15 protein-coding genes are annotated in these 19,098 nt (G+C 71.3%); 10 read left to right on the top strand and 5 right to left on the bottom strand.

Annotation, left to right across the window (positions count from 1 at the left end; translation table 11 throughout):
* Positions 1-63: 63 nt before the first annotated feature.
* Positions 64-2,499, bottom strand: a complete 2,436-nt coding sequence (locus tag ACFHVL_RS04265; RefSeq protein ID WP_416625731.1) for a M28 family peptidase — start codon at positions 2,497-2,499, stop codon at positions 64-66.
* 261 nt (positions 2,500-2,760) lie between these two features.
* Between ACFHVL_RS04265 and ACFHVL_RS04260 the strand changes: the two genes are divergently transcribed.
* Genes ACFHVL_RS04260 through ACFHVL_RS04245 form a run of 4 tightly spaced genes read left to right on the top strand, consistent with a single transcriptional unit; the run spans position 2,761 to position 6,859 of the window.
* Positions 2,761-3,987, top strand: coding sequence for a PP2C family protein-serine/threonine phosphatase (locus ACFHVL_RS04260; RefSeq protein ID WP_416625730.1), 1,227 nt, complete (start codon positions 2,761-2,763; stop codon positions 3,985-3,987).
* Positions 3,984-5,588, top strand: a complete 1,605-nt coding sequence (locus tag ACFHVL_RS04255) for a sensor histidine kinase (protein WP_416625729.1) — start codon at positions 3,984-3,986, stop codon at positions 5,586-5,588. Before ACFHVL_RS04260 ends, ACFHVL_RS04255 begins: the two co-directional genes overlap by 4 nt.
* An 11-nt stretch (positions 5,589-5,599) precedes the next feature.
* Complete coding sequence (locus tag ACFHVL_RS04250; RefSeq protein WP_416625727.1) at positions 5,600-6,049, top strand: response regulator; 450 nt, start codon at positions 5,600-5,602, stop codon at positions 6,047-6,049.
* A gap of 3 nt (positions 6,050-6,052) precedes the next feature.
* Complete coding sequence (locus tag ACFHVL_RS04245) at positions 6,053-6,859, top strand: inositol monophosphatase family protein (protein ID WP_416625725.1); 807 nt, start codon at positions 6,053-6,055, stop codon at positions 6,857-6,859.
* A gap of 16 nt (positions 6,860-6,875) precedes the next feature.
* On the opposite strand, the gene ACFHVL_RS04240 is transcribed toward ACFHVL_RS04245, so the two are convergent.
* Positions 6,876-7,184, bottom strand: coding sequence for a DUF2218 domain-containing protein (locus tag ACFHVL_RS04240; protein ID WP_416625724.1), 309 nt, complete (start codon positions 7,182-7,184; stop codon positions 6,876-6,878).
* A 343-nt stretch (positions 7,185-7,527) separates the two neighbouring features.
* Here ACFHVL_RS04240 and ACFHVL_RS04235 point away from each other — a divergent pair, with 343 nt between their 5' ends.
* The 3 genes from ACFHVL_RS04235 (at position 7,528) to ACFHVL_RS04225 (ending at position 11,766) form a co-directional block, all read left to right on the top strand.
* Positions 7,528-8,514, top strand: a complete 987-nt coding sequence (locus tag ACFHVL_RS04235; protein WP_416625722.1) for a coiled-coil domain-containing protein — start codon at positions 7,528-7,530, stop codon at positions 8,512-8,514.
* A gap of 42 nt (positions 8,515-8,556) precedes the next feature.
* Positions 8,557-10,116, top strand: coding sequence for a fused MFS/spermidine synthase (locus ACFHVL_RS04230; RefSeq protein ID WP_416625720.1), 1,560 nt, complete (start codon positions 8,557-8,559; stop codon positions 10,114-10,116).
* Between the two features lie 72 nt (positions 10,117-10,188).
* On the top strand, positions 10,189-11,766 hold the full coding sequence (locus tag ACFHVL_RS04225; RefSeq protein ID WP_416625718.1) for a serine/threonine-protein kinase: 1,578 nt from the start codon (positions 10,189-10,191) through the stop codon (positions 11,764-11,766).
* An 18-nt stretch (positions 11,767-11,784) separates the two neighbouring features.
* Here the strand turns inward: ACFHVL_RS04225 and ACFHVL_RS04220 are convergent, their stop codons facing one another.
* A complete protein-coding gene (locus tag ACFHVL_RS04220; protein ID WP_416625716.1) occupies positions 11,785-12,459 on the bottom strand; it encodes a potassium channel family protein in 675 nt (224 codons plus the stop codon).
* A complete protein-coding gene (locus ACFHVL_RS04215) occupies positions 12,452-13,786 on the bottom strand; it encodes a TrkH family potassium uptake protein (protein WP_416625715.1) in 1,335 nt (444 codons plus the stop codon). The genes ACFHVL_RS04220 and ACFHVL_RS04215 overlap by 8 nt, the downstream gene beginning before the upstream one ends.
* Positions 13,787-13,883: 97 nt before the next feature.
* Between ACFHVL_RS04215 and ACFHVL_RS04210 the strand changes: the two genes are divergently transcribed.
* The 3 genes from ACFHVL_RS04210 to ACFHVL_RS04200 all read left to right on the top strand — a co-directional run bounded on the left by ACFHVL_RS04210 (position 13,884) and on the right by ACFHVL_RS04200 (position 17,984).
* Positions 13,884-14,894: a glycerophosphodiester phosphodiesterase gene (locus ACFHVL_RS04210; protein ID WP_416625713.1), complete on the top strand. Its 1,011-nt coding sequence runs from the start codon at positions 13,884-13,886 to the stop codon at positions 14,892-14,894.
* A 127-nt stretch (positions 14,895-15,021) separates the two neighbouring features.
* Positions 15,022-15,771 carry an SDR family NAD(P)-dependent oxidoreductase gene (locus ACFHVL_RS04205; protein ID WP_416625711.1) on the top strand — a complete coding sequence of 250 codons (750 nt, stop codon included), beginning with the start codon at positions 15,022-15,024 and terminating at the stop codon, positions 15,769-15,771.
* A complete protein-coding gene (locus tag ACFHVL_RS04200) occupies positions 15,768-17,984 on the top strand; it encodes a DEAD/DEAH box helicase (RefSeq protein WP_416625709.1) in 2,217 nt (738 codons plus the stop codon). The genes ACFHVL_RS04205 and ACFHVL_RS04200 overlap by 4 nt, the downstream gene beginning before the upstream one ends.
* An 80-nt stretch (positions 17,985-18,064) precedes the next feature.
* Here the strand turns inward: ACFHVL_RS04200 and ACFHVL_RS04195 are convergent, their stop codons facing one another.
* Positions 18,065-19,033 (bottom strand): NlpC/P60 family protein, encoded by a 969-nt coding sequence (locus ACFHVL_RS04195; RefSeq protein ID WP_416625707.1) that lies wholly within the window; start codon positions 19,031-19,033, stop codon positions 18,065-18,067.
* Positions 19,034-19,098: the final 65 nt, after the last annotated feature.

Here is a 19,098-nt window from a genome sequence, read left to right as displayed (position 1 = left end):
TATCGCTCGACAAATTGGACAAAAGCTCTCGATAAGTGCAAGATCGCCGCGGCGAAACCCCTGTCAGTAGGTGTAGGTGCGGGCGACGGTGACCAGCTCGGCGGTGTGTGAGCCGGCGATCCCCACCCCGGCCGGACGCGGCGTGAATCCCGGCAACTCGTCGAGCCCGTCGCTTCCGTCGGCCACCCGCAACCGCACCGAGCCGGGGTCGCCGGAACCGCCGGCATCCGAAGAACCGGCGTCGGTGGCCCGCAGCACCAGCACGATCTCCACCCCTGGCGGGGGCGGGGCGTGGAAGACCGTACCGAAACTCCACGCCCCGTCCGGGTCGGTGCCGGTCGCCGTGACCGGCACCGCCCGCCCGGCGACCGTCGCCGACTCCACCTGGGTCGCGCCGGCCGCCACGTGCAGCGCCACCAGCCGTACCGGGCGCTGCGGCAGCAGCCGCAACCGCAACGTACGCAGGCCGTCGGCGGCCACCCCACTGTCGTCGAGCACGTCCAGCGCCGGCGCCGGCAGGTCGGCGGGCTCCGCCGGCCCACTGGCCAACACGGTGGTGCCGAACAGCGGGAACCCGGTCGCAACGGAGGCGGCGCCGCCGTCGAGGTAGCCGGCGGTCCACGGCTGCGCACTGGTCTCCCGGCTGAACCAGCGGGCGTCGCCGGTGTCGCTGTCCAGGGCGTACATCAGCTGGGTCGGCACCGGATGCGCCGCGTCGAACCGGTCCACGACCAGGCCGACCACGGTCAGCACCAGCGCGGCCAGGCCGGTGGCCACCGCCGGCACCGGGCCGAACCGGCGGGCCCGGACCGCGGCGACCCCCCGCTGCCCACCGGCCTGCGGCAGTGTCAGGTCGAGCACCGGCAACGCGACCAGGGCCAGCAGGACCGCGAAGAACGCCGCCGCCCCGCCGGTGCCCATCCCCAACGCCGGGAAGAGCAGCATCACCGTCGGCGCCAGGATCAGCACCCCGACCGCCGCGCCGGCGACCAGCGCGACGACCGGCCACACCCCGGTGGTACGCAGCGACAGGGCGGCGAGGCAGCCGGCCACTGCGGCCAACGCCGGCAGCACCACCAGGTAGGACCCACCGGGCGCGACGGCGGCGAGCAGTACGCCGAGCAGCGCCAGCCAGCCGAGCCCGCCGACCGCCAGCGCCGCCGGGGAGACCCGTCTGCGCAGCAGGGCGTACCAGGTGAACACGACGGCGGCGGTCAGCGCCAGCACCGCCAGCCGGTACGGCACCGGCCGGTACGGGTCGAGCAGGTCGGCGTACTCGGGACGGGCCGTGACCACGACGGCCCACAGCCCTTGCGCGGCGCCCGGCGCGGCGACCAGCGGGATGATCGTCAGCCCGAAGCCGGCGGCCAGCTGCGGCCAGCTGGCCCGGCCACGCTGGCGGACCAGCCAGGTCAGTACGCCCACCGCCAGCACGGCCAGCACCGCCAGCGGCCAGGTCAGCGTGCCCGAGTAGTGCACCAGCCCGGCCGGGGTGGGGAAGTAGGTGGCGTCGGAGTCGACGGTCAGCGCCGGGACGTCCGCCGCACCGAAGCCGAGGGCCAGCCCGAGGGTGTTGTCGCCGTGGTGCTGCAGGCTGGCCCGATTCATCGACGCCGGGGTGTCCTGCGGGGTGTGGTAGATCGCCGAGCCGTCGATGTACGCCGAGTTCAGGCCGGCGAAGCCGGCGTCGAGAAACGGGGTGAAGTCGGTGTCGTTGGGCAGCAGCCGGTACACCTCCACGGCGAACGACGTGCCGATCGGGTGCGGGGCCGAGCGGCCGAACACGTCGACCAGGGCGGCGTTGTTCCGGGACGTCTCGAAGGTGACGACCGGTCCGCTGCTGCCCCGCGCCTCCAGGTTGAGCACCACGGTGTCGCGGCCGGTGGCCAGCCCGTGTTCGGCGACGAAGGCGGCCGCCCCGCACAGGCAGGCCTCCTCGGCGTCGGTGAACAGCAGCACGACGTCGTTGCGGGGCTGCTCGACCTCGGTGAGCGCGCGGGCCACCTCCAGCAGGGTGGCGACGCCGACGCCGTCGTCGTTGGCACCCGGGCTGACCTGCACCGAGTCGTAGTGGGTGACCAGGACGACCTGTCCGGTCGGGTCCGAGCCGGGGATCTGGGCGATCACGTTGCGTACCCGGGCCAGGGTTGCGCCGCTGGCGGCGCCGCTGAGCTGCCCGGCTTCGCCGCCGATGGTCTCCTGCACCTCCGGGACCAGGCCCAGCCCGGTGAGCGTCTCGACGAGGTAGGCGCGGACGTCGTCGTTGGCGGCGCTGCCGACCGGGTGCGGCGCTGCGGCGACCTGTTCGACGTGCCGGTAGGCGCGGTCGGCGCTGAACTCGGTGACCGGGGTGTCGACGTCGCGGGCCGCCGGGGGGCGTAGGTGCAGCAGCGCGGCGGTGCCGACGAGTCCGAGGACGGCCAGTGCGGCCAGCGCGGTGGGCAGTCGGCGGCGGGGGCGGGCGAACGCCCGGTCGGCGGCGGCGAGGGGTACGGCCATGTCGTTCTCCTGCCCTGGGGCGTTCGGGTGTCTACATCCTGCCCAACCTGGGCCGGCCGGGTCACCTGGCGACGGCCCGGTGGCCTAGTTTGGGAGCATGCCCGCCCCTCAGCTATCGGGACGACCCAGCGTGCCGTCGTCGGCGGCTCGGCGTGCGCTGGTTGTGTGCCCCGCGCGGGTGGGGGACGATCAGCGGGTCTTCGAGAAGGAGCCGACCATCGACACTCAACGAGTGCGGCTGCTGGCCAGTGGTAGGCCGGCATGACCGGTTCGTCGCTGGTGCCGCCCCGCTCGCATCCTCATCCGGTGTCGGGTGCCTCGGCCCCGGTGCTGCCGACCGACCGGCTGCGGGTGCTGCTGGTCGAGGACGACGAGGGCGACGCCTTCCTGGTCGGCGAGCTGTTGGCCGAGGCGCGGGCGGCGGTCGATCTGGTGGTGGCGAACAGTCTCAACCAGGCCCGGGAGCGGATCGCCGGGGTCGACTGTGTGCTGCTCGACCTGGGGTTGCCCGACGCGCAGGGCCTCGACGGGCTGCGCCGGGTGTTGAGCATGGCGGGCCGGGCCGCGGTCTGTGTGTTGACCGGCCGTCAGGACGAGCACCTCGGCATCGACGCGGTCGCCGAGGGCGCCCAGGACTACCTGGTCAAAGGACAGGTCGACGGGGTCCTGCTCAGCCGGGCACTGCGGTACGCGGTGGAGCGCAAGCGGGCCGACGAGAGCACCCGTCGGCTGCGTGAGGTGGAGCTGCGGCAGGCCGAGTCGGCCCGGCTGGAGCGCGGGCTGTTGCCGCAGCCGCTGATGCAGACCGACGAGGTCTCGGTGCACACGTTCTACCGGCCGGGCCGGCACGCGGCGCTGATCGGCGGCGACTTCTTCGACGTGGTGCAGACCCGGCCGGGGCGGATCGACCTGATCGTCGGCGACGTCTGCGGGCACGGCGCGGACGAGGCCGCGCTCGGGGTCGAGTTGCGGGTCGCCTGGCGGGCCCTGGTGCTGGCCGGCGTCGCCGACGACGCGGTGTTGCCGGCGCTGGAGCAGGTGCTGATGAGTGAGCGTCGGCTCCGGGAGATCTTCGCCACGGTCGCCGAGGTCCGGCTGGATCTGGCCGCGAACCGGGCCACTGTACGGTTGGCGGGACATCCACCGCCGCTGCTGTTCAGCGGTGGCCGGGTCGTGCCGGTGCCAGCACCGGGTGGCCTGCTGCTCGGTGTCCAGCCCCGCCCACCCCGCGCTTTCGATGTGGAGCTCGACACCGATGAGTGGTCTCTGCTGATGTACACCGATGGTCTGATCGAGGGCCGGGTCGGCGATTCCGACGAACGGCTGGACGTGGCCGGGCTGCAACGGCTGCTCTCCGAGCCGGCGGCCCGTGGCGTGTCGTTGCCGGCGCTGCCCGGTTGGCTGGTCGGTCGGGCCGAGGAGATCAACGGTGGTCCGCTCGCTGACGATGTCGCGATGCTGCTGGTCAGCCGGGGTGGCGGCCGGTGACCGGCGCTTCGGCCCCGGCGCTGCCCTCGCCCAGCCGGTTGACGCTGCGGGCCCGGGTCGCGCTGCTCTGTGTGGTGGTCGGTGGCCTGCTGGCGGTCCTGGCCGGCGGCGCGGCGGTGGTCGCCAACGCCAACCGCGATCACATCGACACCATGCTGACCCAGACCGGCCCGCTGCGGGCCGACGCGGAGAGCCTGCTCACCACCCTGGTCGACCAGGAGACCGGGGTACGCGGGTACGCGGTCACCGGCGATCCGGCGGACCTCGCCCCGTACCAGGAGGGGATCGCTCACGAACAGGAACTGCTCGACCACATGGTCGGGCTGCTCGACCCGGGTGATCCGCTGCTGGCCCAGATCGACGAGGTGACCGCGCAGGCGCAGCGGTGGCGGGAGACGGTCGCGGAGCCGGCGATCTCCACGGTTGAGGCCGAGGGGACGGCGTCCGCGCAGGAGTTGCTCGACGACGCGGCCCGCCTGCAGTTCGACGCGCTGCGTATCAGCGTCAACGAACTGCAGGCGGACATCCTGGTGGTGCGTAACCAGGTGGCGGCCGACGCCCGGCGGACCAGTGGGATGCTGGTTCTGCTGCTGATCGTCGCCGCCGGCGTCGTGGTGCTGGCTGGCGTGGTGCTGCTGGTGTCGCTGAACCGGCTGGTGATCGGTCCGGTCACCGGGCTGGCCGCCCAGGTCCGGCAGGTGGCCGACGGCGACTACCAGCGGGACATCACCGGGATCGGGCCGCCGGAGCTGGCCGTGCTGGCCAGCGACGTGGACGGGATGCGCCGCAAGATCGCCGCGGATCTGGACGAGGTACGGGAGGCGCGCGAGCGCGTCGAGTGGGTCTACAGCCAGCTGCAGAAGCAGGCCGAGGAGTTGGTGCGCTCCAATCGGGATCTGGAGCAGTTCGCCTACGTGGCGTCGCACGACCTGCAGGAGCCGCTGCGCAAGGTGGCCAGCTTCTGCCAGTTGCTGCAGCGGCGCTACGCCGGCCAACTCGACGCCCGTGCCGATCAGTACATCGGGTTCGCCGTCGACGGCGCGCAGCGGATGCAGCGGCTGATCAACGATCTGCTGGCGTTCTCCCGGATCGGCCGGGTGACCAGTGGCTTCGCCGAGGTCGACCTGAACAAGGTGATGGCCAGCGTGTCCAGCCAGACCGAGCCGACCCGCGAGTACGCCGGTGGCGAGCTGACCTGGTCGGAGCTGCCGGTGGTGCTCGGCGAGGAGCCGTTGCTGACGAATCTGCTGGTGAATCTGGTCAGTAACTCGTTCAAGTTCCGCCAGCCCGAGGTCGCGCCGAAGGTGGAGATCTCGGCCCGGCAGGTCGGCGACGAGTGGGAGATCACCTGCCGGGACAACGGCATCGGGATCGAGGCCGAGTTCGCGGACAAGATCTTCGTGATCTTCCAGCGGCTGCATTCCAAGGACGCGTACCCGGGTACCGGGATCGGGCTGGCGATCGGCAAGAAGATCGTGGAGTATCACGGCGGCCGAATCTGGGTGGATACCCAGGTCGAGCAGGGTACGGCGATCAGCTTTACGCTTCCGGTGACCGCGCGCCCGGTGGAGGCGTCCGTAGCCACTCAGGCGGCGTCATGAGGGAGGAAGCAATGACCGAACCGGACGGGAAGAGCCCGATCGAGGTGCTGCTCGTCGAGGACGACCCGGGTGACGTGTTGATGACCCAGGAGGCGTTCGAGGAGCACAAGGTCCGTAACCGGCTCAATGTCGTGTCCGACGGTGCCGAGGCCTTGGCGTACCTGCGGCGGGAGGGCAAGTACGCCGACGCGGTGCTGCCTGACCTGATCCTGCTCGATCTCAACCTGCCCCGGCGCGACGGTCGGGAGGTCCTGAAGGAGATCAAGAAGGACGACACGCTGGGTCGGATCCCGGTCGTGGTGCTGACCACCTCCCAGGCCGACGAGGACATCCTGCGCTCGTACCAGCTGCACGCGAACGCGTACGTGACCAAGCCGGTGGACTTCGAGCGGTTCATCGCGGTGATCCGGCAGATCGACGAGTTCTTCGTCAGCGTGGTGAAGCTGCCACCGCGCGGCTGACCCATGATCGACGAAGTAGGTGAGCTGCTGCGGGAAGCGGCTGCGCGGACGGTGCTGCCCTGGTTCAACCAGCTGTCCGCCGAGCACATCGTCGAGAAGGCCCCGGGTGACCTGGTCACCATCGCGGACCAGCAGGCGGAGGAGTTCGTCGCGGCCGGGCTGCGTCGGCTGCTGCCGGGCTCGGTGGTGGTCGGTGAGGAGGCGGTGTCCGTCGACGATCATCTGTTGCGTCGGCTGCGCGACGGCGGCCGGGTCTGGCTGGTCGACCCGATCGACGGTACGGCGAATTTCGCCGCCGGTCGCCGGCCGTTCGTGATGATGGTCGCGTTGTTGGACGCCGGGGTGCCGGTCGCGAGTTGGATCCTCGATCCGATCGTCGGGTCGTTGGCGGTGGCCGAGCGCGGTGCCGGCTGCGTCGTGGACGGGGTACGCCTTGCCGACGGGGTGTCCGGGGAGTCACCGCCGCTGGGCAAGCTGCGCGGGGCTCTCGCCCTGCGGTACCTGCCGGACGAGCTCAGGGCCCGGGTGCTGGCCGGCGTCGACGGGCTCGGCGTGGTGCTGCCCGGGCAGCACTGCGCGGGCCGGGAGCACTGGGACATAGCCACCGGTGAGCAGGACTTCGCGTTGTTCTGGCGGACGCTGCCGTGGGATCACGTGCCGGGCACCCTGCTGGTGCGGGAGGCGGGTGGGGTGGCGCGGCGGCTCGACGGTAGCCCGTACGACTACACCGATGACCGGCCGGGGCTGCTGGTGGCGCGAAGCGAGGCAGCCTGGCAGGAGCTGCGCGAGGCGTTGCTGCCCGCCGACTGAGGTGGCCGGTCCGGTCTCAGACTTGCGCCGAGTCGCTGTCGGTGACCGGCTGCCAGGCCGTGGTCAGGCTCTCCCGGGCGCCGAGCCGTTCCAGGTGTTCTCCGACGAGGTACTCGATCCGGGCCAGGCAGATGTCGTCGAGGCCGTCGGCGTGCAACGTGAACTGGTCGTCGGTGGCGTCCAGCCGGCAGGTGCCGAAGGTGAAGTCAATCAGTGCCTGGTTGGCGGTCGCCTTCACCGCCACGGCGGTGGCGAAGTGCTCACCGAGCTGCGTCAGGTAGTGCAGCGCGTGTGGGGTCCGGACAATGGCCTCGGATCGTGGCACCGGTGAATTCCTCGCAGGAGACTCGAATAAGGTTAGCCTATGCTACGACTATCGGCGGCCGATGTCGGAGGGGAGCCTTTCCGTCACGCAAAGTGTGGGTTACCGGCATGGAGCCATTTTGCGTGAGTGGTTCACTGTGGGAAGTAATAGTGGCGAGTCGGCTGCGCGCCATCTGCACGATGTGGTATTGCAACGCCCGGCGGTGTACCCCCGGTTCCGACCCCGAAATCCGGTAGGCTACCGACGGTTTCCGATAGCAGGAGAACGATCCGGTAGTAGTGGAACGATCCGGGAGGGACGCACTGTGGTCGGCACAACGGCAGGACAACGGCGCCGGGTAACGGTGACGTCGATCGTTGCGCTGGTCACCGCGATCGCGTTGCTCTTCGGGGGGTCGGGCCCCGCCGCCGCGCAGAACGCACCGGACGAAGGTGACAGCAAGAGCCTGCGTGACGTGCTGGAGGCCGCCTCCAAGGGGCACATCGAGGCCAAGGCCAAGCTGGACAACTCCAAGAAGCGCCAAGGTGAGCTGACCGCCCAGTTCGACAGCGTGCAGGCCCGACTCACCTCACTCACCGACGAAGTCGGCCTGATGGCGGCCGAGTCGTACCGGCTGGGCCGATTGACCTCGGTCACCCTGCTGCTGAACAGCGCATCCCCGGAGAACATGCTGGAACGTGCCGCCGGGCTCGAGGTCATCGCCCAACGCGAAGGCCGCAACCTGCAGGCCCTCGCCGAAGCTCACGAACAGGCCGCCCGCGCCAAGGCCGCGATCGACAACGAGGTCCGGGAGCAGGAGAAACAAGTCACCATCATGGCCCGCAAGAAGCAGGACGCCCAACGCGCGCTGGCCGCCGTCAGCACCGGGCCCAGCGGCGGTGTCGTCAGCGCCAACTCGGCGGCGGCCAACCCGGCACCCCGCAACTCCGACGGCTCCTGGCCGTCCGAGTCGTGCAACGTCGACGATCCCACCACCTCGGGCTGCATCACGCCGCGCACCCTGCACGCGATGAACCAGGCGAAGGCCGCCGGCTTCACCAAGTTCGTCTCCTGCTTCCGAAACGGCGGCAGCGGCGAGCACCCGAAGGGCCGGGCCTGCGACTTCTCCGCCGAGGCCGGCGGGTTCAAGGAGCGCGACGCGACCGGCGACAACCGGACGTACGGCAACAACCTGGCCGGCTACTACGTCAACAACGCGGACCGGCTCGGCGTGCTCTACGTCATCTGGTACCGGCAGATCTGGATGCCCGGCGTCGGCTGGAGTTCCTACAACGGCGGCGGCAGCCCTGCCGGGGACCACACGAACCACGTGCACCTGTCGATGTTGTAACCGCAGGCTCCACATCGGGGGAGTCTGCGTACCATCACAGCGATGGACTCGCCACCACCGGATCTCACCGAAGCGCCGACCGCGCCACTGCGCCCCGGCCTGGCCGCCGCGCTGGTCTTCATCTCCAGTGGCGCGGTGCTCGTGCTGGAGATCGTCGCGCTGCGGCTGGTCGGACCGTACGTCGGGGTCACCCTGCAGACCAACAGCGCGGTGATCGGGGTCGCCCTGGCGGCGATCGCCTACGGCACCTGGATCGGCGGCCGGATCGCCGACCGGCGGGATCCGCGCCCGCTGCTGCCGGCCGCGCTCGTCCTCGCCGCGATCACCACCGCGATCACCCTGCCGTTGGTGCGCTACGCCGGTGAACTGCTGCGCGGTAGTGCGGTGGTCGGCATCCTGTTGCTGACCATGGTCGCCGTGGTGCTGCCGGCGGCGCTGCTGTCGGCGGTCACCCCGCTGGTGATCAAGCTGCAACTCGGCGACCTGCGTCGGACCGGCGAGGTGGTCGGCAAGCTGTCCAGCATCGGTACGCTCGGCGCGATCACCGCCACCCTCGGCACCGGATTCTTCCTGGTCGCCACCCTGCCCAGCAGCGTGATCCTGGTCGGTCTGGCGGTGCTGCTCGGCCTCTGCGGCATCGTGCTCGGCGTACATCTGCACCGCACCCGGCCGCCCGACCCGGTGGGTGACGCACCGGCCGGTGGCCGGCTGTCGGCCGGGACGGGGGCGGCGGTCGCCGTGGTCGGCCTGATCGCGGCCGGCCTCGCCGTCATCGCGCCGAACCCCTGCGACGTGGAGACCGAGTACCACTGCGCCACCGTGCAGGCCGATCCGGACCGCGACGGCGGCCGGCTGCTGCTGCTCAACTCGGCCCGGCATTCGTACGTGGACCTCGGCGACCCGACCCACCTGGAGTTCGCCTACACCAAGTGGCTCGGGGCGGCCGCCGACGTGGCCAAGCCGCCCGGCGAGCCGCTGGAGGCGCTGCACATCGGCGGCGGCGGATTCACCATGCCCCGCTACCTGGGCGCCACCCGGCCCGGCGCCAGCAGCACGGTGTTCGAGATCGACGGTGGGCTGGTCGACCTGGGGGTGCGGGAGCTCGACGTACAGCTCGGGCCGGACCTTTCGGCCGTGGTCGGGGACGCCCGCGTGCTCGTCACCGGCCTGCCCACCGACAGCGTCGACCTGGTGATCGGGGACGCGTTCGGGCACCTGGTGGTGCCGTGGCACCTGGCCACCCGGGAGATGGTCGTGGAGATCCGCCGGGTGACCCGGCCGGACGGCATCTACCTGCAGAACGTGATCGACTATCCGCCGTTGCGGTTCGTTCAGGCGCAGCTGGCCACGGTCGCCGCCGAGTTCCCCGAGGTGGCGCTGGTCACCCGGCCGGGCGCGTTGACGCTGGCCACCGGGAGCAACTTCGTGATCCTCGCCGCAGAGCGTCCGCTGCCGCTCGACGAGGTCAAGGCAAGGTTGACGACGACGGCAGGGGCCGATTTCATCCTGCTCTCCGGGGATGATCTATCCGCTTTCATCGCCGATGCCGAGCCGCTCACCGACGACTACGCCCCGGTCGACCAGCTGCTGGTCGCCCCCTGAGGCGTCCACCCGAACGCCTGACGTTTTCTGCTGCCAGGTGTATCCGCGACCAGATCGGGCAATTCCGGAGTCATGGGTGGGGTGGCGACGCAGCATGGGCAACTGCTCGGCGACCGGTACCGGCTGATCGAACGGCTCGGTGCCGGCGGGACGTCGGTGGTGTGGCGCGGATTCGACGAGGTACTCGACCGGCAGGTGGCGATCAAGGTACTCGCCCCGCAGTACGCCCCTGACCAGGCCTTCCGGCACAGGATCAGGGTCGAGGCACAGGCTGCCGCCCGACTGTGCCACCCGCACATCACCAACGTCTACGACTACGGCGAAGCCGTCCAGGACGCCGCCACCCTGCCGTACGTGGTGATGGAACTCGTCGACGGCGAGTCACTGGCCAACCGGCTGCGTCGGGAACACGTCCTGTCCTGGAGCGCCGCCCTGGTCGCCTGCGCCGAGGTCGCGTCGGCGCTGGCCGCCGCACACGCCGTCGGCGTCGTCCACCGCGACGTGACGCCGGCGAACGTGATGCTGACCAGCACCGGCGCCAAGGTCGTCGACTTTGGCATCTCCGCGCTGACCGGCGACAACGACGTCGATCCGGACGGCAACCTGCTCGGTACCCCGGCGTATCTGGCACCGGAACGTCTCAACGGCGGACAGGTGTCGCCGGCCACCGACGTGTACGCGGTCGGGCTGCTGCTCTACCGCTGCCTGACCGGCAGGCTGCCCTGGCACGCCGCGAGCGTCACCCAGATGCTGCGCGCCCACCTGCACGCCGTACCTGACCCGATGCCGCCGGTCGCCGGACTGCCCGCCGAGGTGGTCGAGCTGACCGCGCGGTGTCTGGCCAAGCGACCCGCCGACCGGCCGAGCAGCGAGGAGGTCGCCAAGACGTTGGCGGCCGCCGTCGGGGTGGCGGCCGGACTGTCTCCGTCCATGATGGCGTTGCCGATGCAGCTGGGCCCCGACGCCGGCCAACCAGGTCTCCAGCCCGACACCCCGAGCTCCGGGGTCTTCGACGTCACCTGCGGGCTGGAGATCACCGGGCTTGATCTGCCTGTCACCCCGGCGGCCGCACCGGCCCCGCCGCGGCGGCGCCGACTGCGTACCTCGTGGGTGCAGCGCCGGGCCGAGGCCACGGCCATCGGCGTCGGCCTGATGCTGCTCAGCGCCCTCGTCTGGGCCGGTGCCGGTGCCACCCCGGCCACCGACCGGGCCCGGCAGGCGGTCGCCGCGCCGCCGCAGTTCGGGCTGGCCGCCCAGCCCGGCGCGCCCTGCCAGGTCGACTACGCCGTGCACGCCGACACCGGTCGACGGTTCGTCGCCGCGGCCACCGTCACCAACACCGGCCCGAAGGAGCTGACGGACTGGTCGTTGCGGTTCACCTTCCCCGGCGGCCAGCGACTGACCATGGCGGAGTCGGCGCAGTGGGAACAACAGGGACCCGACGTACGGCTGCGCCCGGCACCGGACGCGGTGACGCTGGCCGCGGGTGCCGCGACGGTGCTGACCGTCACCGGCAGCCACGACGGTGTCAACAGGCTGCCGTTGGCGTTCCAGCTCGACGGTCGCGACTGCGACGTGAGCGTGGCCACGGTCGGCGGTCAACCGTTGGCGGCGGCGACCGACCGGGCAGCCGGCGGAAACCGTACGTGACCACCGGCCGCCGACCGATCAGGTCCCGGCGGCGAACCGCTGCACCTGCTCGGTGGTGCCGGAGACGATCAGCAGGGCACCGTCGCGCAGCTCGGTCTCGCCGTCGGCGTAGCTGAACCGCTCCCCGGGCATCTTCAACCCGATGACGGTCACCCCGTACCGCGACCGGATACCGGCCTCGGCCAGGCGCCGCCCCACCGCGTCGGCCGGCAGCCGGGTCTCCGCGATCGAGAAGCCGTCGTCGAACTCGATGAAGTCCAGCATCCTGCTGGTGATCAGATGGGCCACCCGGTCACCCATCGCCGCCTGCGGGTAGATCACGTTGCTGGCACCGACCGAGCGCAGGATCTTGCCGTGTTTGCCGGAGACGGCCTTGGCCCACACGTCGGCGACCCCGATCTCGGCGAGACTGAGCACCGTCAGCACACTGGCCTCGACGTTCGAGCCGATGCCGACGACCACCCGGGGGAAGTCGCCCATTCCGAGTTGGCGCAGCGCCTCGGTGTCGGTCGAGTCGGCCTGCACGACGTAGGTCAGGCGGTCGGCCCACTGCTGGACCACCGCGTCGTTCTCGTCCACACCGAGCACCTCGAAGCCGAGCCGCAGCATCGATTCGGCGACCTGGCCGCCGAACCGGCCGAGCCCGATGACGACGACCGTCCTGGTCGACCTGCTGCCGTTGCGGTCAGCCAACGATGGGTCGCTCCTCCGGGTAGTGGAACCGTCTGCGTCTGGTGTTCAACGCGATCGCCGATCCCAACGTGACGCTGCCGATGCGACCGATGAACATCAGTACGGTGAGCAGCACCTGTGCCAGCGCCGGCAACTCGCCGGTGATCCCGGTGGACAGCCCGGTGGTGCCGAACGCCGACGTCACCTCGTACAACGCCTGCGCGGGACCGACATCGTCGGTGAGCCCGATCAGCGCCAGGGTGCCGGCGCCGACCAGGGCCACCCCGATCAGCGCGACGGTGAGTGCCTGACGTTGGCTCGCCGCCGCGATCCGCCGCCGACCGATCACCACGTCGGGCTCGCCGCGCAACTCCGACCAGATCACGAAGGCGAGCAGGAAGAACGTGGTCACCTTGATCCCGCCGGCGGTGCTGGCACTGCCGCCGCCGACGAACATCATGCCGATGGAGACCGCGGTGGTCTCCGGGTTGAGCGCTCCCGTGTCGACGGTGTTGAAACCGCCGGAGCGGGTCATCACGTCCTGGAAGAGCGCGGCCAGCAGCTTGCCGGGCAGGTCCAGTGCGCCGAGCGTACGGGGATTGGCCCATTCGAAGGTCAACACGGCGCCGAAGCCGAGGGTGATCAGCGTGAGCGTGCCCCAGATGGTCAGCTGGGTGTGCACGGACCATCGGCGTGGTCCGCCGCGTTGGCGGACCACCTCGAACAGGGCCGGGAAGCCGAGCCCGCCGATCACCACCGCGCAGATCATCGGCAGACAGATCCACCAGTCGCTGACGAACCGGACCAGCCCGTCGGGGTACAGGGCGAAGCCGCCGTTGTTGAAGGCCTGGACGGCGTGGAACAGTCCGTACCAGAGAGCCCGACCCGGCGGATAGTCGTAGCCGAGCCACAGCCGCGCGGCCAGCAGCAGGGTGACCGTCGACTCGACGGCCAGCATCGTCGCGGCGATGCGCAGCAGCACCTGCCGGATGGCGGACAGGCCGAGGCTGTTCGTCTCCGCCTGCGTGGTGAGGCGGCTGCGCAGCCCGAGCCGCCGGGAGACGAGCAGAGCGAGCAGGGTGGCGATCGACATGATCCCGAACCCGCCGATCTGGGTTTGCAGCGTGATCAACACCAGCCCGAACGGTGTCCAGTAGGTCGAGGTGTCGGTGACGGCCAGCCCGGTGACGCACACCGCCGAGGTCGCGGTGAACAGGGCGGTGACGAATGGCGCCGGGTCGGGTCCCTGCCGGCTGGCCGGCAGCATCATCAGTACGGTGCCGACGGCGATCGCCCCGAGGAACGCGAGCGGCACGATCCGGGCGGGGTTTCGCAGCGGCCGGCGCATCAGACCTGTCATACCACCGGCAAGCAGCCGACATATTGGTATTCGCCGGTGTATCAGCCGTTCGGCGGCGGCGACGTTGTCGCGTACCCTGTCGATCATGCTGTTCGCTGGCACCCCGCTGGTCATCGCACACCGTGGCGCCAGCGGATACCGGCCCGAGCACACCCTGGAGGCGTACCGGCTGGCCATCCGCCAGGGTGCCGACTACATCGAGCCCGACCTGGTGCCGACCGCCGACGGCGTACTGGTAGCCCGGCACGAGAACGAGATCTCCGGCACCACCGACGTGGCCACCCGCCCCGAGTTCGCCGACCGGCGGGCAACCAAGACCATCGACGGAGTCACCGCCACCGGCTGGTTCACCGAGGACCTCACCCTCGCCGAACTGCGCACCCTGCGGACCGTCGAACGGCTGCCGCAGGTGCGGCCGACCAACACCGCCTTCGACGGGCAGTTCCCGGTGCCGACCCTGCAGGAGATCATCGACCTGGCCGGCGCGGAGAGCCGGCGGCTGGGACGCACCATCGGCATCTACCCGGAGATCAAGCACCCCAGCTACTTCCAGTCGATCGGGCTGCCGTTGGAGGAACCGCTCGTCGCCACCCTGCGGCACAACAACCTGACCGACCGCTCCGATGCGGTCTTCATTCAGTCGTTCGAGACCGCCAACCTGCACAAACTCAACGAGATGACCGACGTACGGTTGGTGCAGCTGCTGAACGCCAGCGGCCGGCCGTACGACTTCACCGTCGCCGGCGACCCGCGCACCTATGCCGACCTGGCCACCCCGGACGGCCTGAAGTGGATCGCCGGGTACGCCGACGCCATCGGCCCCAACAAGGACCTGATCGTGCCGCGCGACGCCAGCGGATCACTGCGCCCGCCGACCACGTTGATCCGCGACGCCCACCGGGTACGGCTGGTCGTGCACGCCTGGACGTTCCGGGCGGAGAACCAGTTCCTGCCGGTCGACCACCGCATCGGCGTCGACCCGACCGCCCGGGGCGACCTCACCGCCGAGTACGAGTTCTTCTTCGGGCTCGGGCTGGACGGCCTGTTCGCCGACCACCCGGACACTGCCGTGGCCGCCCGCGCCGCCCAGCCGTGACCCCGGTGGCCACCGCCACCGGGATGCTGTTCGAGGCGTACGCCGCTGCCGTCTGAACATGCCACAGCGGCCTACCGCTGGAACGCGGTTGCCCCGCAGTCGCGGATCCTTGCTACCGTCCGAACCGATGGCACACAGACTCGCCGTGATCAGTGGTGGTGGCACCGGTATCGGTGCCGCCGCCGCGCAGGCTCTGGCCGACGACGGCTACCAGGTATGGATCATCGGCCGCCGCGCGCAGGTGCTCGCCGAGGCGGCCCGGCGGATCAGCGAACGGTGCGGGCGCCCGGACGCGGTCGTGTCGGTCGCCGCCGACCTCACCGACCCGGTCGAGGTCGACCGGGTACGCGACACCGTCGGCGATCAACCGGTGGACGTGCTGGTCAACAATGCTGGCGCCTACGTGCGTGCCGCCGCGGACGCCACCACCGCCGACACCGCCGCCAACTGGCGGGCGACGTTCGACGTCAACGTCGTTTCCGCCGTACTGCTGACCGAAGCGCTGCGGCCGGTGCTGCGTCGCCCCGGTGGCCGGGTGATACTGATGAGTTCGATCGCCGCCCAACGCGGCGGCGGCGGGCCGTACTCGGCCGCGAAGGCCGCGCTGCACGGCTGGGTGTTCGACCTCGCCGCGCGGTTCGGGCCGGAGGGCATCACCGCCAACGTGATCAGCCCCGGCTACGTCGCCGACACCGAGTTCTTCACCGGGCGGATGACCCCGCAGGGGCACCAGAGCCGGGTCGACGCCACCCTCGTCGGGCGGGCCGGCACCCCGGACGACATCGCCGCCGCCGTGCGGTACCTGGCCAGCCCCGCCGCCGGCTTCGTCACCGGGCAGATCATCGGGGTCAACGGTGGATCGGTGTACGGCCGATGACCGCGGCGCCGGACCGGGTCGGGACACGTCACCGGGCCGAGGAGGTGCTGCACCGCCTCGCTGGGCCGCACACGACCCTGCGCGACGACCAGTGGCGGGCCATCGAGGCGCTGGTCGTCGACCGGCGCCGGGTGCTCTGCGTACAGCGCACCGGGTGGGGCAAGTCGGCGGTCTACTTCATCGCCACCGCCCTGCTGCGCTCCGGAACCACCGGGGTAGACCCTGCCGGTGGCGCCCCGGCCGGGCCGACGGTGATCGTCTCGCCGCTGCTGGCGCTGATGCGCAACCAGGTCGCGGCGGCCGAGCGGGCCGGCATCCGGGCCCGGACGATCAACTCCGCGAACCTCGACGAGTGGGACACGATCAGCACGGAGATCCGCGCCGGCACCGTCGACGTGCTGCTGGTCAGCCCGGAGCGGCTCAACAACCCCGACTTCCGGGACAACGTGCTGCCCAGCCTGGCTGCCACCACCGGGCTGCTGGTCATCGACGAGGCGCACTGCGTGTCGGACTGGGGGCACGACTTCCGCCCGGACTACCGGCGGATCCGGACCTTCCTGCGGGAGCTGCGGCCCGGAACGCCGGTGCTGGCCACCACGGCCACCGCCAACACCCGGGTCACCGACGACGTCGCCGAGCAACTCGACGGCACCGCCGGTGGGACGCTCGCGGACACGCTGGTGCTGCGCGGCCCGCTGGACCGCCAGTCGCTGCGCCTGGCCGTTCTCGACCTGCCCGGTGCGGCACACCGGCTCGGCTGGCTCGCCGACCACCTGGACACGCTGCCCGGCTCCGGAATCGTCTACACGCTGACCGTCGCGGCGGCGACCGAGACGGCGGAGTTCCTGCGCTCACGGGGCTACGCCGTCGCCGCGTACAGCGGCCAGTCCGACGACGCGCAGCGCCGCGCCGCCGAACAGGACCTGCTCGACAACAAGATCAAAGCTCTGGTGGCGACCTCCGCACTCGGCATGGGTTTCGACAAGCCCGACCTCGGATTCGTCGTGCATCTCGGCTCGCCGCCGTCGCCGATCGCCTACTACCAGCAGGTGGGCCGGGCCGGCCGGGCGCTCGACGGCGACCGGTTCGCCGACGTGGTGCTGCTGCCGGGGCCGGAGGACCAGGCGATCTGGCGGTACTTCGCCTCCCTGGCGTTCCCCCGCGAGGAGCAGGTGCGTTCGGTGCTCGCCGCCCTCGACGACGCCGGCCGGCCGCTGTCCACCCAGGCCCTCGAACCGATCGTCGACCTGCGCCGGACCCGGCTGGAGCTGATGCTCAAGGTGCTCGACGTGGACGGGGCGGTCCGCCGGGTGCGTGGCGGCTGGGTCGCCACCGGGCAGCCGTGGCACTACGACGCCGCCCGACTGGAACGGGTCGCCCAGGCCCGATCCGCCGAGCAGCAGATCATGCGCGAGTACGCCGTACCGCCGGCAGAGGTGGTGCCCGGGCGGCCGAGCTGCCGGATGGAGTTCCTGCGCGGCTGCCTCGACGATCCGCAGGCGGCACCCTGCGGGCGCTGTGACCGCTGCGCCGGCGGGTGGCTGTCCGCGCAGGTGAGTCCGGACGCGTTGCGCGCCGCCGAAGCGTTCCTTGGCCGGGCCGGTGTCGAGATCGCCCCGAAGAAGCTCTGGCCGACCGGGCTGGAAGCCGTCGGGGTCCCGCTGCGCGGCAAGATCAGCCCGGATCAGCAGGCGTCGCCGGGGCGGGCGGTCGGCCGGCTGTCCGACCTGGGCTGGGGTTCCCGGCTGCGGGATCTACTCGGGCCGGGCCGGCCGGACACGGCGTTGCCGGCCGACGTCGCCGGTGCGGTGATCGACGTGCTGCGCGACTGGGCGCGGGGTGCCCAGCCGTGGCCGGCCCGCCCGGTCGGGGTGGTCGGGATCGCCTCCCGGACCCGTCCGGAGCTGGTCGCCAGCACCGCCCGGCGGATCGCCGAGGTGGGGCGGCTACCGCTGCTCGGCTTCGTCGAGCCGACCTGGGCGCAGGCGCCGCCGGTGGTCGGTCGGGGCAACAGCGCGCAGCGGGTCCGGGCCGTGCACGACGCCTTCGGTACGCCGCCGGAGCTGGCCGCCGCGTTGTCCGGGCTGACCGGTCCGGTGCTGCTCGTCGACGACCTGGTCGACTCCGGCTGGACGCTGACCCTGGTGGCCCGGCTGCTGCGGCAGTCCGGTGCCCCGGCGGTGCTGCCGTTCACCCTGGCCGTCACGAGCTGACCGACCGGCCGTGCGTCAAGGCCCCGCCGGGCGTGCCCGGCGGGGCCTTCAGACAGGAGTGACGGCGGGTGGCGACCGGCTCAGCCTGGCCGGCCGTAGCCACGGATCGGCATGTGGTCGATCCGGTCGACGCGGACCACTTCGCCGTGCCGGGGCGCGTGGATCATCTGCCCGGCGCCGATGTAGATCCCGACGTGCTGGATGTTGCTGTAGAAGAACACCAGGTCACCGGGGCGTAGCTGGTCCTTGCCGACCCGGGTGACGGCACCGAACTGGCGACGGGCGTTGTGCGGCAACTGCACCCCGGCCCTGGCCCACGCCGCCGAGGTCAACCCGGAGCAGTCGTACGAGTAGGGACCTGCCGACCCCCACCGGTACGGCTTGCCGAGCTGGCCGTGGGCGAACGAGACCGCCGCCGCGGCGATCCCGGTCGCCGCCTCGGGCAGCCGGGTGTTCGTCGGGCTGCGGCTGGCGGCCGCCGCACCGGCCCGGTTGAGCAGCGCCCGCTGGCGGGCCCGCAACTCGGTCAGGTGCCGGATGTCGCTCTCGATCTGCTGCCGGTTGGCTGCCAGTTGCTGCTCCTGCAGCTGCTGGCGCTCGATCAGCGCGGTGGCCGCGTGGCGGGCCGATTCACTCTGGCCGCGCGCCGCCTGCAACCCGGCGATGGTGCGCTCGTTGTCGCGGTTGAGTACGTCGGCGAGCAGCAGCTGGTCGACGAAGTTCTCGGCCGACGCCGTGGACAGCAGCGTGACGACCGGCCGGTTGCCGTTGACCCGGTAGGTGCTGGCGGCCAGCTGGCCCACCTGGTCGTGGCGGATGGCGAGTTGACGATCGAGTTCCTCGATCGTCTCGCTGAGTTCACCGGCGCGTTTCTGGTTGTGGAGCAGGTCCACCCGGATCTCGTTGTACTGCTCGACCACCGTCTCCAACTGATGGGCCGCCTGGTCGATCCGCCGGTCCAACTCGGCGATCGAGGCTTGTGCCTGGGCCGGAGCCGGCAGCAACGTGGCGGTTACAGCGGTGACGAGGGCGGCTGCCCTGCCTGCCAAGCTATTAACGGTCACAGGGGGTACAACGACGGAACGTTACGAAAGCCACGGCCGACGCCCCGCCT

Origin of the sequence: Micromonospora sp. LOL_023, from assembly GCF_048060115.1 — a bacterium.
Taxonomy (GTDB): domain Bacteria; phylum Actinomycetota; class Actinomycetes; order Mycobacteriales; family Micromonosporaceae; genus Micromonospora_E.
This window is presented reverse-complemented; position numbering and strand designations above follow the sequence as displayed.

Excerpts from the sequence above, each read along its gene's own strand:
- ACFHVL_RS04265 (WP_416625731.1), bottom strand. The coding sequence starts at position 2,499 with ATGGCCGTACCCCTCGCCGCCGCCGACCGGGCGTTCGCCCGCCCCCGC.
- ACFHVL_RS04205 (WP_416625711.1), top strand. The coding sequence starts at position 15,022 with ATGGCACACAGACTCGCCGTGATCAGTGGTGGTGGCACCGGTATCGGT.
- ACFHVL_RS04215 (WP_416625715.1), bottom strand. The coding sequence starts at position 13,786 with ATGCGCCGGCCGCTGCGAAACCCCGCCCGGATCGTGCCGCTCGCGTTC.
- ACFHVL_RS04260 (WP_416625730.1), top strand. The coding sequence starts at position 2,761 with ATGACCGGTTCGTCGCTGGTGCCGCCCCGCTCGCATCCTCATCCGGTG.
- ACFHVL_RS04225 (WP_416625718.1), top strand. The coding sequence starts at position 10,189 with ATGGGTGGGGTGGCGACGCAGCATGGGCAACTGCTCGGCGACCGGTAC.
- ACFHVL_RS04210 (WP_416625713.1), top strand. The coding sequence starts at position 13,884 with ATGCTGTTCGCTGGCACCCCGCTGGTCATCGCACACCGTGGCGCCAGC.
- ACFHVL_RS04230 (WP_416625720.1), top strand. The coding sequence starts at position 8,557 with ATGGACTCGCCACCACCGGATCTCACCGAAGCGCCGACCGCGCCACTG.
- ACFHVL_RS04250 (WP_416625727.1), top strand. The coding sequence starts at position 5,600 with ATGACCGAACCGGACGGGAAGAGCCCGATCGAGGTGCTGCTCGTCGAG.
- ACFHVL_RS04200 (WP_416625709.1), top strand. The coding sequence starts at position 15,768 with ATGACCGCGGCGCCGGACCGGGTCGGGACACGTCACCGGGCCGAGGAG.
- ACFHVL_RS04245 (WP_416625725.1), top strand. The coding sequence starts at position 6,053 with ATGATCGACGAAGTAGGTGAGCTGCTGCGGGAAGCGGCTGCGCGGACG.